Here is a 15,373-nt window from a genome sequence, read left to right on the forward strand (position 1 = left end):
TACTACTTACTACTTACTACTTACTACTTACTACTTACTACTTACTACTTACTATTTATGATTTAAATATATAATAATTATTTCCAATTGTCAAACAAAAAATGGAAGCCAATTCTAGCTTATTTAATTCATTTTATTGACTCTAGATTGAGTAAAAGTCCTAAAAAATTCCTATTAAACAAAATAAAAAATCAGAATCTACTCTTTTGGTTAAAATGTAAGCAATGAAGAACATTTTGTCCGAAAACATAAGTTCTTTACACCTCCCCCTTCTTCTCTAGAATAGATTTGGATATAATTAGATTTAAAGGAAATATGAAATCATTCGATTTTATTATTTTATTTTCGTCATCCTTTGATACGATTAATATTTGAAAAAAAGATAATTTTATTTCTACTCTTTACTTCCACCCACACTCTTACTATTTATTATGATTTCATATTTAAAATTCCGAAATAAAACGAAGGGATCATTCCTAATGAAAAACGAGATAATTGATGAGATTTTGAATGATTGGGTAAGAAAATTAAATGAAGATAAATTTTATTTTGCTCATACTTTCGAAGCTCTAATTGTATCATTCACTTCGCACGAGGCCTTTGATTTTATTGAGTCAATGATTCAAACAATACTGACATTAGATAATCCATTTTTAGTAAATCAATTTATGTTTTTCACAGGATATTTTTACAACAAGGCTCAAACTACTGAACTTCATCCCATGATGCAAAAAATCTACTAGCTATTGAAAATCATGTACTACAATTATAAAATTCAGGTGTACATCAGGAGTGGCGAGAATTAAAAAGAGAGTTAAGACTTCCTTAGCTAGGTAATCTAATTTGTTACTAAATAACGTGAAACTCTAATCAGTGAGTGAGGATTTCTTATCGCTCACCTATCTCTCAAGGTGAGCTTCTTTTATCTGTATCTGACAATGCACTTTTGATACATAAAAATTACTATCTGTTAATGCAGAATACAACATAACTTTAAATAAAAATCTACCATTAATGGTATAATAAAGATTGTTAAGTGTTGATAAAATTAATTACTTATACTCTTTATAAAAATTTATTTAATTTACTTATAGGGGTTGGTTGAATGCAAAGAATATTTCTATTTTGTGTAATTTTCATTTTACTTTTACTAACTATATTCTCTGGAGTGATGGTTATTTGGCAGAAACGAAATGAATTTGTTCCACCTTCCGTACTTTCAGCAATCTTTATGATTTTGATTGTTTCATATATAAATGCTAAAAAAGAACAGATTAAGTAAATCGAAGGGATATTGTCAATGTTAGGTTTATTTTATTTTTATTATTTACTACCGTGTCTCTGCGCCTTTTTATGGTTTATTAATTTGGCACATTTATTAGAAGCTATCCATAAAGGAGGAAATACCAAGCTCCATAAAAGATTCGGAGCTCTGTTAAGCGTAGCACTGATCTTTTCTGTGTTGCTCTCACTTTATTTATTACGAAATTAATGCACTAAATTCTGTTAATCATAAAGATGAGTCATTTTATTTTTCCAATGAAAGAGTCCTTTAAATGCAATATCTAAAAAATTCTTTTTATCTTCCAAAAACTTATCAGTTTATGTTTATACTTGTCTTTTTAATTGACATTTATTAACTGACAAGTACAGTATTACCATTTTTATAACTTCGGGCAGCTTGGTACATATATTGTAGTGAGCTTTATCGCTTTTTTAAATGCAGTCATTATCCTTTATGTCCTCTACTCTATTCAATGGGCATTCTCTAAATGGGTATTGAAAAAATAAGAAACATGCTTGAAATTTAAAAATCCAACAATCAGTATGAACACAGGTATTTATTTTTGAAATACGAGGTATTATTGCCATTTAATCGGAATTACACTTGGAGGAGGTTAAGCAATATGAACAAAATCATGATTAGCAATGCTATTTCCGTTCTTCTTTCGCCTTTTATCCTAGCTAGTATACTAGTTTTGTTTACAGGCTTTGAATTTGAAGGGATTCCCTTTATCGCCTTTTTTGTGTATCTCATATATGCTATTGCCTTCATTCCATTTTTAGCAATCTTATATTTTGCTAGAAAATCAGTGCTTTTGCAATTTTTATTGTGTACGGGGACTACTTTTGTGGCTGCCCTTTGCTTGGAGTGGTTCTATTTTGAGCCAAATAATACGATGCTCCAATTCTTACTTTTAGCACTTTTCGCTGGTGTCGTTTACTTTGTCATGCAGCAACTAATAGAGAAGAAAATTTTACGCAAATTAAAAGACATGCTAAAAGCATATCTCTAGCCTTTAGCATGTCTTCTATTTTTTCAATGGGCATACTAAGCAGTAAGGCATGCCCTCTTCTTTTTTGTCAAGCTGATAATAGCGACAGCATGTTTTACGAACCGCTTTATGTGCATGAATATAGTCTTTCATAGGATTATTTAAGCCGTCAATTGGGCTCGAAAGTTCTTCAGCTATTCCCTCAAGATACGCTTGCTCATAAGAGGAACTATTTTTTTCAAGCGCAGCATTTATACGAACCGCAATATTTTCCCATAGTATACGACGATTGATTTTATAGTCCGCGGCTAGAATATCCACAATATTTGCTAAATGCTCCTTTAGCAAATATTTTTTCCAGCAGCTCATTGGAGACAGCTTTTTCCCTTCATCTATTTGTAATGTAAAGGTAGCTATATCAAAATGTGCAGCCTCTAGCCAATTATTTTCACCTTGTTGCAACTCAAAATAATCTACACATGCTGCCGCAGTCAATACAGCATAGCGCTTCATGAACAATGAAGCTGCAATTGCCATGGAGTCTGTTTGTAAATATGTCGCATATCGTGTGACAACTTGCTCAAGCACAGCTCGACTTTCTAGCTCTTTAATTGGTAAGCCTTGTACTTTTTCAGCGAAGGCTACTCCATATGCCTGTAAATTCATTTAATATGCCGACCTTTTCCATTTGGAATACATAAAGGTGTGCCAAAATAAGGATCTTTTTGGATAATCGCCTTCAACTGAAAGATTTCCTCAACCATTTGTGGCGTAACAATTTCTTCAGGCGCCCCTTCAATCGCAACTTTTTTATTATGAATAGCAACTAAATGATCTGCATAGCGACACGCTAAATTTAAATCATGCAACACCATGACAACCGTTCGTTGCGACTGACGATTTAGTTCAAATAAAAAGTCTAACAGCTCAATTTGGTGTGTCATATCTAAATAAGTCGTTGGCTCGTCTAATAATATAATTGGTGTTTCCTGTGCTAAGGTCATAGCAATCCATGCGCGCTGCCGTTGTCCACCTGACAAAGAATCAACAGGTCGATCCTTTAAAGCTAATAATTGTGTGGCCTCTAATGCTTGCTCTACTAGCATTTCATCATCCTTTGACCATTGCTGGAACCAGCTTTGATGCGGATAACGCCCTTGTTTCACTAGCTGCTGTACCGTAATCCCTTCAGGCGCAACTGGACCTTGAGGTAAAATGGCAAGCTGCTTCGCAATCTGTTTTGTCGACATGGAATGAAGCTTTTGTGCATCAAGTAAAATCTCTCCTGAAGCTGGATTTAGCAGCCTTGCTAATGAGCGTAGCAATGTCGATTTACCACTACCATTTGCGCCAACTAACACCGTAATTTTTCCAAGCGGAATATCAAAGTCTAAGCAATCAATAATTGTTTGATTGCCATATTGTAATGTGAGACCTTTTGTTTGAAGTCCTTGCATTGTAAACCTCCTATCGATTTCGCGTTCTGAATAGTAAAAAGATGAAAAACGGTGCGCCAATTGCTGCTGTAAAGACACCCGCAGGAATATCGAGTGGTAAAAACATTGTTCTAGCAATTAAATCAGCAACGAGTACAAGCAATGCCCCAATAATCGCTGTAATCGGCACTAACCCGAGAAATGAGCGACCCACTAAGCGACGAGCAATATGAGGGGCCATAAGCCCGACAAATTCTATGCCCCCAACAAAGGCTGCTGAACTACCTGCTAAAAGTACAGCACATGCTAGAAATAAAAATCGTTGGCGTTGTAGACGAATGCCTGTACTAATGGCTACATCATCGCCTAACTCCGTAACATTCATACTACGTCCAAGTATCAAGATAATTGGTAATGGAATTAATAGCCACCAGCTAAGTGATATGACCTCCTGCCATGTTGTAGCATACAGGCTACCAGTCAACCAAATATATGCCTTCGATGCAATATATGTATCACTGTAAACTAATAAAAAAGTAACACCTGATTTTAAAATGGCAGAAATACCGATTCCGATTAATACAAGACGAACGGGTGTAACGCCTTTATTCCATGATAACAAATAAATAATAACAGCGGTTACAAGACCGCCACAAATCGCGGCTACTGGTAAAAAGGACATGCTAATAACACCAGTAGCTAGTGTTAAAAATAACACAGCTCCGAATGAAGCTCCACTTGTAATACCAATAATATCAGGTGAAGCTAACGGATTGCGAACAATACTTTGCAATATTAATCCTGATACACCAAGGGCACTCCCTACTAGAATAGCTATGAGTACGCGTGGCAATCGCAATGTTTCAATGACGAACGTAAATTCATCTGTTTGATTAAAAAGCTGACGCAGCACATCAATTGGAGAAATCCAATTGCTTCCTGCTGAAAGGCTTAGCATGAATAGAACAAGCAGCAATAACAAGCCAATAATACATGTAACAAACCATTTTTTAGAAAGCTGAAAGGATGCCTTGTTTTGGAACAAGCGCACATTCCAATACTTCATTGTTTCGACACCCCTTTTTTAGCTAAATAAATGAAAAATGGGCCGCCAATAAATGCAGTCATTACACCAATCGGCACCTCCATTGGGCTAATTAAAAATCGAGCCAAAATATCTGCGGCAATTAATAACGCAGCTCCAATACATGCTCCGTATGGAATCATCCAACGATAATCATTACCGACTAAGCCCTTTGCAATGTGCGGAACAATTAAACCAATGAAGCCAATTGAACCAACAATCGCCACTGAACCACCTGCTAATATAATGATTAACACGCCCATTAATAGTTTTAAAATCCCTACATTTTGCCCTAAACTTTTAGCAACATCATCACCAGAGCTAAAAATATTCATTGCCTTGCCCATAAAAGCACTAACAAGAATGGCGCCTACAAGTAATGGCAACACATCTAATAGCATTTTCAAATCTCTACCAGCAATTGAGCCGGATAACCAAAATAACACCGTTTGAATCGTTTGCTCATCAATTACAAGCATACCTTGTGTAAAGGAAATAAAAAATGCAGAAAGTGCAGTACCCGCTAATATGACTTTCATCGGTGTAACACCATCACGCCCAATATTACTTAAAAGAAATACCCCGATTGCTGCCACAGCAGCACCTAAAAACCCAAACCACATGTATTGTGTGAGCGACTGCATATCTAGCCATGTCAGTGCAAACACGATAAAGAAAATAGCTCCAGCGTTAATGCCCAATAAGTCAGGGGCAGCTAATGGATTGCGTGTTAATGATTGAATTAAAATTCCAGCAATAGCTAATGCTGCGCCAACTGTTAACGCAATGGTTGCACGAGCAAGCCTACTTGTTGCAATAATTAAATGTGCCTCGTTATTCGGATCATAATTTGTAATCACATGAAAGGCATTTGAAAATGATATAGACGTTTGCCCCATGGCAAGGCTACAAAAATAAAGAATTCCTAGTAGTCCAACTAATAGTAGTAATCCAACTGTTTTAAATTGTATGGAATGTAACATAGCATACCCTCTTCAAGTAATTGAAAAGACAGGGCTGTCTAAAAAAGCATTACCTTTTCAAACAACCCAGCCTCCTATATTAAATATTTGCTAAAAACTAGTGTACCTGACGCTTCGCTTTCGGTACAATAAACATTGCTCCTGCGGCTACTCGCCGCAAAGGACGTGTCTCAAAATGAATTTTCAGACACGTCCTCTTCTTATTTATTGTTCAAGTTCCAAATATGCGTATAACTCATCTAACATTAAATTAGCTGCCATTAAACCGCCACCAAGATTCCAAACAATTTCATTTACTGTAAATACTTGATTGTTCTTTACTGCATCTAAGTTTGCATAAAGAGGATGTTTTGTCCATTCTTCATGTGTACTCTTTACTGCTGCATCATCCTCCATGAATTCGAAAATAACATCAGCATTCATACTTGAAATAGACTCTTTATCTGTAAGCTTTACAATTTCAAGATTTTGGCCAACTAGATTCTTTGGCTCTGTAAAGCCTAGATCTGTTAAAATTGAGCCAGCAAAGCCTTCTACATAAATACGAGCATGATCCGCACGGTAGTTTGTTACTGCTACGCTAAGTGGGAAATCCCCTTTTTCTGTCATTTTTCCTTTGAAATCAGCAATACGTGCATCCCAAGCAGTCATTAATTCTTTTGCTTTTTCTTCTTCATCTAAAGCTTTCCCTAAAAGCTCTGTCGTTTCACGAATATCAGATAAAATCGTACTTACAACAGTTGGCGCAATTTGAGAAAGTTGCTCATAGATTTCCTCATGACGCACTTGTGTAGCAATAATTAAATCTGGCTGTAAAGCAGCAATTTCCTCTAAGTTTGGCTGTGTTTCTTGTCCAACAATTGTTACATCGCCAACTTCTTCTCGAATATATTCATATATCGGTGCCTCTGCCCATGATTCAACAGCTCCAACAGGCTTCACGCCAAATTGTACAATTGTATCTGTTGCACCTTGGTATAAGGTTACAATTTTTTGCGGTTTCCCTTTAATTTCTGTTTCACCTAGTACATGCTCAATCACACGTACAGATTCCTCAGTCGATTCCTGCTTTTTGGAAGTGTCATCTTCCTTAGAAGTACCCTCTTCCTTATTTGATGTATTGCCACACGCTGCTAAAATCAACAATGTAGCCATTACAATTGCAAGTAATAACCCTAACTTCTTGTTCATTTGTTCATCTCCTAATCGACATTGATTTTCATTACCAATTAAATATAATCTAATTGATTATCATTTTCAATGAGAAATTTGATATTTTCAAATTTTTTTTATTGATTCCATTTAGAGGGTATAGAAAATACTCAATTTTGTCTTAATTCCACAACAAAACTGACCAGAAAAGGGCATTTTCTGGTCAGTTTTGTTTTTATCCTGTAATAATAATCTTCTGTGCGAAAGTGAAACGGTCAGTACAGGTACTATAAGACCCTCACCAATTGAAGGTTCACTTTATAATACTTTCCCTAAAAATGCCTTCGTTCTGTCACTTTTCGGATTGCCAAAAAGCTCTTCTGGCGTACCCTCTTCGACAATGTAACCGCCATCCATAAACACAACACGGTCGCCTACTTCACGGGCAAAGCCCATTTCGTGTGTTACGACAACCATTGTCATGCCTTCTGCTGCTAGATTTTTCATTACTTCTAGCACTTCCTTGACCATTTCAGGATCAAGCGCTGAGGTTGGTTCGTCGAATAACATCGCTTTTGGCTTCATCGCCAAGGCACGCGCAATCGCTACACGCTGCTGTTGCCCGCCTGAAAGCTGTTCTGGGTAGTTATATGCCTTGCTATCTAGACCTACTTTTTTCAGTAATTCATGTGCAAGCTCTTCTGCCTGTGCACGGCTCATTTTGCGTATTTGCATTGGTGCCATAACGACATTATCAAGGATGTTCATATGTGGGAATAGGTTAAATTGTTGGAATACCATGCCTACTTCCGCACGAATTTCATTAATATTCGTCTTCGGGTCATTGACTTTCACATCCCCAATATAAACCGCACCATCTGTTATCTCTTCAAGCAGATTAATGCAACGTAAAAATGTGCTTTTCCCCGAGCCTGATGGACCAATTACACAAACTACTTCTTTCTCTTTTATTTCATAGTCAATTCCTTTTAATACTTCAAGCTCGCCGAAATATTTATGCAAGTTTTCAATTTTAATCATCGTGCCAACCTCCCTTTTGCTTTGCGAGGGATGTAGGTATTGCTATAACGCTTCTCAATAAATGCAATGATTTTTGTCGCAATATATGTGAGAATCAAATATAATAGTGCCGCAAAAAGATATGGCTCCCACTGTCTAAATGTCGCACCAGCAATTACTTTACTTGTATATAAAATATCTGGCGCAGCAATAACCATCAATAATGAAGAATCTTTTAATAGAGCAATAAATTCATTGCCTAATGGTGGAATCATACGTCTAAATGCCTGTGGCAAAATGACTTTGCGCATCGCCTGTCCATATGTTAAACCAAGCGAACGCGCCGCCTCCATTTGCCCCTTTGCAATGCTTTGAATACCCGCACGGAAAATTTCTGCATTGTATGCAGCACAGTTGATGACAAGCGCTGTAATACCAGATACCATATAGCCTAATGAATGCCCAAAAATCGTTGGGAACAAGGCAAAGTGAATAATAAAAATTTGTACAAGCATTGGTGTACCACGTATTAAGTCCACATAAATTTTACATGGCCAGTATATGATTTTTCTCGTCGATACTTGTCCAAGCCCTAACAGTAATCCTAAAATGATCCCACCACAGTAGCCTGCTAATGTTAAAACTAACGTTATACCAACGCCTCGTATAAACATATCACGATAGTTCCAAATGACGCCCCACTCTAAGTTGAATAAATCCATATGCGAACCTACTTCCTAATTGAAATTACACAGATTATATATAGGAGAGTGTCTGAAGAGCATGACCTTGCCAGACAGCCCCTTTCCTACTACTCGTTCCAAAATGCCGAGCCTGTAATCTCCTCTAGTTTTCCGTTCTCTTTAATTTTTTGTAAGCCTTCATTTAGTTTATCTAGTAACTCTTTATTGCCTTTGCGCACCATTAAGCCGTAATACTCTCTTTCAAATGCATCATCTTCGACAATTTTTAATTTTTTATCTGGATTTGCTTTCATATATTCATAAACAACAGCATTATCACCAATTACTGCATCCGCATTACCATTTAACATTTCTTGAATCGCAAGTGGCTGACTGTCGAATGCTAAAATATTTTTGCTCGTTTCACCTTGAAGCTTTTTCGCAGCAACATGTCCTGTCGCGTTAATTTGTACAGCAATTTTTTTGTTCTCTAATTCAGCTAATGAGCTAATTGTTGAATCGACAGGTACTGCGATTAACAGCTTTGACTCATAATATGGCTCTGTGAAATCAAATGTTTTTTGACGATCCTCTGTAATTGTAATACCTGAGGCACCAATGTCTGTCTCTTTATTATTAATCATTGAGAAAACTGCATCCCAACCAACATTTCTCCACTGTACTTGAATCCCTACTTCGTCTGCAATTGCCTGTAATATATCCACATCAATACCAACAATATTGCCAGCTGCATCGATGGATTCAAATGGCGCAAATGTCGCCTCTGTACCTACCATATATACCTTATTATCATCACCTGAACCTGAGTCGCTGCCAGAGTTATTATCTTTTGTTCCACAGGCCGCTAATACCAGTACCGCTGTAATAATCATCAATAATACTGAAAACTTCTGTTTCATAAACAATCTCCCCCTAAAACTAAATAAATCCTTTTCTTTCTAATTATTCAGAAAAGTAAAACTTATAATTATTATTATAGTTATACCACTAGAAGAAAAGCAATCGTTTTCGGAAAAAACTATTCATCCAAATAATTCATTTTACCTACCATAAAATTGGCTTTGCGACCATAAACCAAAGCATAATAAGCATGAGCACAACATATAACCATGTAGAGCGCCTTAATTTAGTAATAAATTTTGTGCGCTCGAATTGTGTTGTACCAAATGTTTTCATCGTAGGTTTAAATGCGGAAGCTAAAAAATAGGTAGAGCCAATCAGCAAAACAAATGTCATTATGAGCCATGATGTATGCCATGGCCAACCGCCTCGCCACATAAGAAGAGCCCCTGACAATACAAGCACATGCCCACCATGCTTGACCGCTGTTATACCTGCTTGAAATGACTGGACATAACCAATTAACATTGATTCCTCTGCTGTTTCCATGCGCTTTAATATGGAAAACAAAGCAAATAACGGGCCAATTGATACAATTGCACTTGCTATATGTACATATAATAAAATATTAAAAAGCAACACCTTCAAACACCTCTTTATGTATTGTTTTAATTCAATTAGCAAACGCCTACTCCAGAAAAAAATCTAGGCGCACTGACGTTGCAGCGGCATTGATTGATATTTTCAGTATAACATTTCTCATTGTGTAAAGAGGCTGTTAATGTATTGTAAAAGGTTTAGAAAACTATACTTTTTGGGTATAAATTAAAGTATGCTGTTAGTGAGAAAGCTTGCTCATTCCTCCCTTTTGACAAGCCTTCTCAACATTTATAAGAAACGGAGTGATTGTTATAGGTATTCATCGTTTTTTCACAAGCTTAAATGATTTGGAACGTATCATTCGTTGTCCTGGGCGCTTTAAATTCGAGGAACATAATGTAGCGGCACACTCTTGGAAAGTCTCACAATACGCAATGTTCTTTGCGACTTTAGAGGAACGTGCTGGCCACACAATCGACTGGAAAGCTTTATATGAAAAAACAATTAACCACGATTTTGCAGAAGTATTTATTGGTGATATTAAAACACCTGTCAAACATGCCTCTCCCGAATTAAAGGAAATGCTTGCACATGTTGAAGAAAAGATGATGGAGAAATTTATTCGGGAAGAAATACCGCCCGATTTCCAAGAGGTCTTTTTTGAGCGAATGAAGGAAGGAAAGGACGCTACCATTGAAGGACGTCTACTAGAATTCGCAGACAAGCTTGACCAATTTTATGAGGCTTTCGCAGAATTAAAGCGTGGTAACACCGACATAGAGTTTGTTTATATGTATCAAAATGCATTAGCAAAGCTTTTATTAATCCCCCTTGATGCAACGGTACAATATTTCCGCACTGAAATTTTAAAGGATGCGATGCAAGAAGATACACATATCGATGTGGCAACGCTGACAAATGAGATCTTAAATAAAGTTTAAAGAAAAGTTTTCCTACTTGTGGAGGAAGGCTTTTTATTATGCCTTATTTCTATTATTTAATGACATAATAACCTTCTTTTAGTATAATCGAATGAATCATGGTTCATTTTGGAGGGACTATATGGAGCTTAAAATTCAATACGATACACAAAAGGTACACCTTGTAAACTTAGCAATTATTATCGCTTTAGCTATTCTTATTTGTGGACCTTTAATCATTTCTAGAGGGTCTTTATTTTTAATCGTTGGCTTAATCGTAATCGCATTAGCTGTCGGTAATTATTTTTTACCAATTAGCCCATATATTAAAGGCTTTATTTTCGGTATGATCCCCACTTTGATTGTCTTTATCTTGTTTTTAGTTGATCAATTCTCATTAAATAAGCATTATATTTTAATTTGTTCCGTTGCTATTATTGCACTGTATTTTAAAAGCAGCCTTATTATCCTATTCGGTCTGATTGTCAATATTAGCTTTATTACTGTCTATATTTTAAAACCTGAAAATTTATTAGGCACTTCCAATTCCTTTATTATTTTTATCACGCTATTTTCGATTTTAAATGGCGTTATTATTGCATTTTACTTAATTACAAGATGGGGCAATGCATTAATTGACAGTACAAAGAAGCAGCAAGAAGAAATGCAATTGTCATTTCAGCAGCTACAAAATACATTCCAAGAGATTGAAACTAGCACACAAACTTTAGATAAACATGTGACGCAGTTCCAGCAAACGATGACGCATATTGCTAATAGCAGTCAATATATTTTATCTGCATCTGAATCCATTTCAGCAAGCACACAGCAAGAAGCGGCAAGTTTGCAATTTATCCGCAACGCTATGACCGATTCGGTACATTTTGTGAATGACACACTTGAAATTTCTAAAGATACGGTAGCACAATCGACAAATTTACAGCAGGAAGTCGTTACAGGCTGGAATAAAATGCAACATACTATGGGGCAAATGTCTATTATGAACAATGCGATGCATGCTACTGCTGATACAGTGAATGAACTACAAAATAGTCTGCAGCTCGTTAATCAACTACTATTGGGTATTCAACATATTGCTGAACAAACAAATTTACTCGCGCTTAATGCAGCAATTGAAGCAGCACGCGCAGGTGAGCATGGGAAAGGCTTTGCCGTTGTCGCAGATGAAGTGCGTAAATTGGCAGAGGAAAGTGCCTCAATTACAGTCAATATTACACAAGTAACCGAGAGCTTATTCGCTAAGTCAATGGAAGCACAGCAGCGCTCACAGGAAGGCGAACAAGCTCTACAGCAAGGCGAACAGTCACTGCTAGAGGTTGGTGAGTTTTTAAATCGTTTAAAGGATTCCTTCACACAAAGCACCGAGGATTTAACACGGGGTATGAAGGATTTAACAAATGCTATTGCACAATTTAATACAATCCAGCAACAAGTGGAAAAGTTAAATGAAATGGCTACTCAAAATGCCATCTCAACAAGTGCAATCGTACAAGCTGTCGAAGATGAAAATCAAATGCTACAAACAATGAGCGACATTACCAATCGTGTGCATGCCTTGAATAATGCATTGAAATCGCTTGTTATGGTGAAGAAGGGATGAAAAAGTAAAATCGTATCAGCAATTTCACTTTTTAAGAGAGGCTAGTTATACCCTAGCCTCTTCTAGATTTTTAATAATACCGAGGTACTGTAAAGTAATATTTACACTCCCTTTTGTGTTTGGTTGAGCGAATTTGCTTGTCTTGCGAGCGAATTTCAATGTTTAACGTGCGAAAATAGACATCCTGCGTGCGAATTATATCTTTTGAACTAGGGAATTTAAAAACACTCGCTCAATAGAAAAAGCTTTAAAAACGACAAATGAGCTATTAAACATAATTGATAACAAGGAATTTCCTTTTGATGGTTTTTTAACAAATAAAATTCAGGAGTTAATTGATGGTCACAAAATAAACTTGTAGTAATTTCCATATGTTATCATTTGACAAATTCATGTAAACATACTTACTTGCACCTAACGAATGGTTGCTCTACAATAAGAATCAAGCTACGTTGTACGTATTAATATTAAGTTTTAACCTTTATACTGTAACAGGGAGTTTTATATCCGAGCTGGAATGGCGGGCCTTAGCTCCTTTGACCTAAGGATAAACAGGAATGCTCATGCGGACACCCACTTTGAGGAGTGTGGTTTAAAACTTTCTATATATTTACGGCAATGTGGCTTTTCTTTCTAAATCAAAATGACACCGCACATGAAATCCTAAGTTCATGTGCTTTTTTATATTCATTTCTAATTACTAAAATTTGCATGAATTTATTTTTTGATGTGTAATTAAAAATAGAATGACCACTACTAGTCGGAGGATGAGAAAATGGATAATCGTATTAAATTAAGACCGTTAGAGCGTGAGGATTTAAAATATGTGCATAAACTGAACAATGATTCCAGAATTATGTCGTATTGGTTTGAGGAACCTTATGAATCGTTTGTCGAGCTGCAAGATTTATTCGAAAAGCATATCCATAAGCAAAGTGAACGACGTTTTATTATTGAACAGAATCAAGAAATTCTTGGTTTAGTGGAATTAGTGGAAATTGACTTAATTCACCGCAATGCCGAGTTTCAAATTATTATCGATCCGAATTGCCAAGGAAATGGCTATGCTTACTCTGTTACGCTATTAGCCATGCACTATGCATTCAATATTCTTAACTTGCACAAGCTCTATTTAATCGTTGATAAGCAAAATGAAAAAGCTATTCATATTTATGAAAAGGCTGGCTTCCAGATCGAAGGTGAGCTCAAAGAGGAGTTTTTCACTGCTGGTGCTTATCATGATGCATATCGCATGTATATTTTCCAACGAGATTTCCATCAAAGTATTGAAAACACAAAAGGCTAGCGATGAATTTTTTCGCTAGCCTTGTTGTTGCACAACACCTTGACGTAAATGCGCTGTTAATTTGCGCTCCAATGTGCCTGCAAAAAGCTCCACCGCAACTGTAATAACCCAATACATAATGCCCGCTGCAATAAATGCCTCCAAATATTTCAAATTACTTGCTGCTATAATATTGGCAATGCCCATCATCTCTTGTACCGACACTAAAAAAGCAATCGAAGAAGCATGTAAAAAACCAATAAACATATTCGTTAAATTAGGAATAATCGTAACGAATGCTTGGGGCAAAACGATGCGTCGGAATACTTGTAAGCCTGTCATACCTAGTGAAGCAGCTGCTTCCGTTTGTTGTACAGAAACACTAATAATACCTGAACGTATAATTTCAGATAAAAATGCTCCTGCATTCAATGTCAATGCAATGATGACAAATGTGACAACAGGCCAACCATCCAACGAAATATTGAATGCGGCCTTACTTATTTGTGGCAACCCGAAGTAAATAACAAATATATGTAAAATAACAGGTGTGCCTCGATAAAAGGAAACATAGAAGTTCGCAATAGCTTGCAAAGGTTTATTTTGACCAAGTCGAATAAACGCTACAATAATACCGATAAGCAAGCCACATAATAATGGCACAATCGTAATAAACAAAGTAAGCGGAATCGCTTTGCTAATTTCCAGCAAAGCCTTTCCTATAAAAGAAAAATCCAATTGCATCGTTTATCCCTCCACAGTTGCCATACGAGTATGCCGATTATAGTAGCGCTCGATTAATTTAAAGCCATATTCCAATAGCAAGACGATTAAATAATAAATAATAGCTAAACCAATATATACTTCCAGTGTTTTCATTGTAGCGGTAATCAAGGTTTCTCCGCGCCCCATCATATCCATCACACCTACGGAAAAGGCGAGTGACGTATCCTTCAATGAGCTAACTGCTAATGAGCCGATATTTGGCAGTGCTACACGGAAAGCTTGTGGCAATATGATGCGCACAAACGCTTGCGTAGAAGTCATACCGAGCGATTCTGCCGCCTCCGTTTGCCCATAGTCAACAGATTTGACAGCAGCACGAAATATCTCAGCAAAAGCTCCTGCATTGCTCAGTGTGTACGTAATAATGACGAAATAAAACGCATCCATTCGTGATATATTAATGCCGAATAATCCTACAATGTACGGTAACCCATAAAACACTAAGAAAAGCTGAATTAAAATCGGCGTACCACGAATAAACGAAATATATAAAGCTGATAGCTGTCGCAACCCTTGTATTTGATAAATACGAGGAAGCGCAATCCCTATTCCTAAAATAAGCCCTAAAAGGAGTGAAGAAGCGAATATTTTAAATGTGATAGGTAAATAACTGACTAGCTTTGGAATAAAATCAATAATGTACTGCACATCAATCATCTTTACGCC

16 protein-coding genes and 1 other RNA gene are annotated in these 15,373 nt (G+C 36.5%); 6 read left to right on the forward strand and 11 right to left on the reverse strand.

The window, feature by feature from the left end:
• Nucleotides 1-479 precede the first annotated feature (479 nt).
• Nucleotides 480-743 (forward strand): hypothetical protein, encoded by a 264-nt coding sequence (locus C9J34_RS02760; protein WP_107838330.1) that lies wholly within the window; start codon nt 480-482, stop codon nt 741-743.
• A gap of 1,164 nt (nt 744-1,907) precedes the next feature.
• Complete coding sequence (locus C9J34_RS02765; protein WP_107838331.1) at nt 1,908-2,297, forward strand: hypothetical protein; 390 nt, start codon at nt 1,908-1,910, stop codon at nt 2,295-2,297.
• A gap of 15 nt (nt 2,298-2,312) precedes the next feature.
• Here the strand turns inward: C9J34_RS02765 and C9J34_RS02770 are convergent, their stop codons facing one another.
• The 9 genes from C9J34_RS02770 to C9J34_RS02810 all read right to left on the reverse strand — a co-directional run bounded on the left by C9J34_RS02770 (nt 2,313) and on the right by C9J34_RS02810 (nt 10,137).
• Complete coding sequence (locus C9J34_RS02770) at nt 2,313-2,942, reverse strand: IucA/IucC family C-terminal-domain containing protein (RefSeq protein WP_107838361.1); 630 nt, start codon at nt 2,940-2,942, stop codon at nt 2,313-2,315.
• On the reverse strand, nt 2,939-3,733 hold the full coding sequence (locus C9J34_RS02775; protein WP_107838332.1) for an ABC transporter ATP-binding protein: 795 nt from the start codon (nt 3,731-3,733) through the stop codon (nt 2,939-2,941). Before C9J34_RS02775 ends, C9J34_RS02770 begins: the two co-directional genes overlap by 4 nt.
• 10 nt (nt 3,734-3,743) lie before the next feature.
• Entirely contained in the window at nt 3,744-4,778 is a 1,035-nt protein-coding gene (locus tag C9J34_RS02780) for a FecCD family ABC transporter permease (protein WP_107838333.1), read from the reverse strand.
• Nucleotides 4,775-5,779, reverse strand: a complete 1,005-nt coding sequence (locus tag C9J34_RS02785; protein WP_107838334.1) for a FecCD family ABC transporter permease — start codon at nt 5,777-5,779, stop codon at nt 4,775-4,777. Before C9J34_RS02785 ends, C9J34_RS02780 begins: the two co-directional genes overlap by 4 nt.
• A gap of 204 nt (nt 5,780-5,983) precedes the next feature.
• Entirely contained in the window at nt 5,984-6,970 is a 987-nt protein-coding gene (locus tag C9J34_RS02790; protein WP_107838335.1) for an ABC transporter substrate-binding protein, read from the reverse strand.
• 279 nt (nt 6,971-7,249) lie between these two features.
• Nucleotides 7,250-7,972: an amino acid ABC transporter ATP-binding protein gene (locus tag C9J34_RS02795; RefSeq protein WP_107838336.1), complete on the reverse strand. Its 723-nt coding sequence runs from the start codon at nt 7,970-7,972 to the stop codon at nt 7,250-7,252.
• Entirely contained in the window at nt 7,969-8,673 is a 705-nt protein-coding gene (locus C9J34_RS02800; protein ID WP_107838337.1) for an amino acid ABC transporter permease, read from the reverse strand. The genes C9J34_RS02795 and C9J34_RS02800 overlap by 4 nt, the downstream gene beginning before the upstream one ends.
• Nucleotides 8,674-8,762: 89 nt before the next feature.
• Nucleotides 8,763-9,554 carry a basic amino acid ABC transporter substrate-binding protein gene (locus C9J34_RS02805; RefSeq protein ID WP_107838338.1) on the reverse strand — a complete coding sequence of 264 codons (792 nt, stop codon included), beginning with the start codon at nt 9,552-9,554 and terminating at the stop codon, nt 8,763-8,765.
• 145 nt (nt 9,555-9,699) lie between these two features.
• Nucleotides 9,700-10,137: a hypothetical protein gene (locus C9J34_RS02810; protein ID WP_107838339.1), complete on the reverse strand. Its 438-nt coding sequence runs from the start codon at nt 10,135-10,137 to the stop codon at nt 9,700-9,702.
• 260 nt (nt 10,138-10,397) lie between these two features.
• Between C9J34_RS02810 and C9J34_RS02815 the strand changes: the two genes are divergently transcribed.
• The 4 genes from C9J34_RS02815 to speG all read left to right on the forward strand — a co-directional run bounded on the left by C9J34_RS02815 (nt 10,398) and on the right by speG (nt 13,942).
• Nucleotides 10,398-11,036 carry a YfbR-like 5'-deoxynucleotidase gene (locus C9J34_RS02815; RefSeq protein ID WP_193768870.1) on the forward strand — a complete coding sequence of 213 codons (639 nt, stop codon included), beginning with the start codon at nt 10,398-10,400 and terminating at the stop codon, nt 11,034-11,036.
• 121 nt (nt 11,037-11,157) lie between these two features.
• Nucleotides 11,158-12,636, forward strand: coding sequence for a methyl-accepting chemotaxis protein (locus tag C9J34_RS02820; RefSeq protein ID WP_107838340.1), 1,479 nt, complete (start codon nt 11,158-11,160; stop codon nt 12,634-12,636).
• Nucleotides 12,637-13,077: 441 nt separating this feature from the next.
• Nucleotides 13,078-13,267, forward strand: a non-coding RNA gene (gene ssrS / locus C9J34_RS02825) — 6S RNA.
• 144 nt (nt 13,268-13,411) lie between these two features.
• Nucleotides 13,412-13,942 (forward strand): spermidine N1-acetyltransferase, encoded by a 531-nt coding sequence (gene speG, locus C9J34_RS02830; RefSeq protein ID WP_107838341.1) that lies wholly within the window; start codon nt 13,412-13,414, stop codon nt 13,940-13,942.
• Between the two features lie 15 nt (nt 13,943-13,957).
• Here the strand turns inward: speG and C9J34_RS02835 are convergent, their stop codons facing one another.
• Entirely contained in the window at nt 13,958-14,665 is a 708-nt protein-coding gene (locus tag C9J34_RS02835; RefSeq protein ID WP_107838342.1) for an amino acid ABC transporter permease, read from the reverse strand.
• 3 nt (nt 14,666-14,668) lie between these two features.
• Nucleotides 14,669-15,364, reverse strand: coding sequence for an amino acid ABC transporter permease (locus tag C9J34_RS02840; protein ID WP_107838343.1), 696 nt, complete (start codon nt 15,362-15,364; stop codon nt 14,669-14,671).
• Between the last annotated feature and the right edge of the window lie 9 nt (nt 15,365-15,373).

Source organism: Metasolibacillus meyeri, from assembly GCF_003049505.1.
Taxonomy (GTDB): domain Bacteria; phylum Bacillota; class Bacilli; order Bacillales_A; family Planococcaceae; genus Metasolibacillus; species Metasolibacillus meyeri.

Excerpts from the sequence above, each read along its gene's own strand:
- C9J34_RS02765 (WP_107838331.1), top strand. The coding sequence starts at position 1,908 with ATGAACAAAATCATGATTAGCAATGCTATTTCCGTTCTTCTTTCGCCT.
- C9J34_RS02760 (WP_107838330.1), top strand. The coding sequence starts at position 480 with ATGAAAAACGAGATAATTGATGAGATTTTGAATGATTGGGTAAGAAAA.
- C9J34_RS02840 (WP_107838343.1), bottom strand. The coding sequence starts at position 15,364 with ATGATTGATGTGCAGTACATTATTGATTTTATTCCAAAGCTAGTCAGT.
- C9J34_RS02780 (WP_107838333.1), bottom strand. The coding sequence starts at position 4,778 with ATGAAGTATTGGAATGTGCGCTTGTTCCAAAACAAGGCATCCTTTCAG.
- C9J34_RS02835 (WP_107838342.1), bottom strand. The coding sequence starts at position 14,665 with ATGCAATTGGATTTTTCTTTTATAGGAAAGGCTTTGCTGGAAATTAGC.
- C9J34_RS02795 (WP_107838336.1), bottom strand. The coding sequence starts at position 7,972 with ATGATTAAAATTGAAAACTTGCATAAATATTTCGGCGAGCTTGAAGTA.
- C9J34_RS02820 (WP_107838340.1), top strand. The coding sequence starts at position 11,158 with ATGGAGCTTAAAATTCAATACGATACACAAAAGGTACACCTTGTAAAC.
- C9J34_RS02785 (WP_107838334.1), bottom strand. The coding sequence starts at position 5,779 with ATGTTACATTCCATACAATTTAAAACAGTTGGATTACTACTATTAGTT.
- C9J34_RS02805 (WP_107838338.1), bottom strand. The coding sequence starts at position 9,554 with ATGAAACAGAAGTTTTCAGTATTATTGATGATTATTACAGCGGTACTG.
- C9J34_RS02775 (WP_107838332.1), bottom strand. The coding sequence starts at position 3,733 with ATGCAAGGACTTCAAACAAAAGGTCTCACATTACAATATGGCAATCAA.
- C9J34_RS02770 (WP_107838361.1), bottom strand. The coding sequence starts at position 2,942 with ATGAATTTACAGGCATATGGAGTAGCCTTCGCTGAAAAAGTACAAGGC.
- C9J34_RS02790 (WP_107838335.1), bottom strand. The coding sequence starts at position 6,970 with ATGAACAAGAAGTTAGGGTTATTACTTGCAATTGTAATGGCTACATTG.
- speG (WP_107838341.1), top strand. The coding sequence starts at position 13,412 with ATGGATAATCGTATTAAATTAAGACCGTTAGAGCGTGAGGATTTAAAA.
- C9J34_RS02800 (WP_107838337.1), bottom strand. The coding sequence starts at position 8,673 with ATGGATTTATTCAACTTAGAGTGGGGCGTCATTTGGAACTATCGTGAT.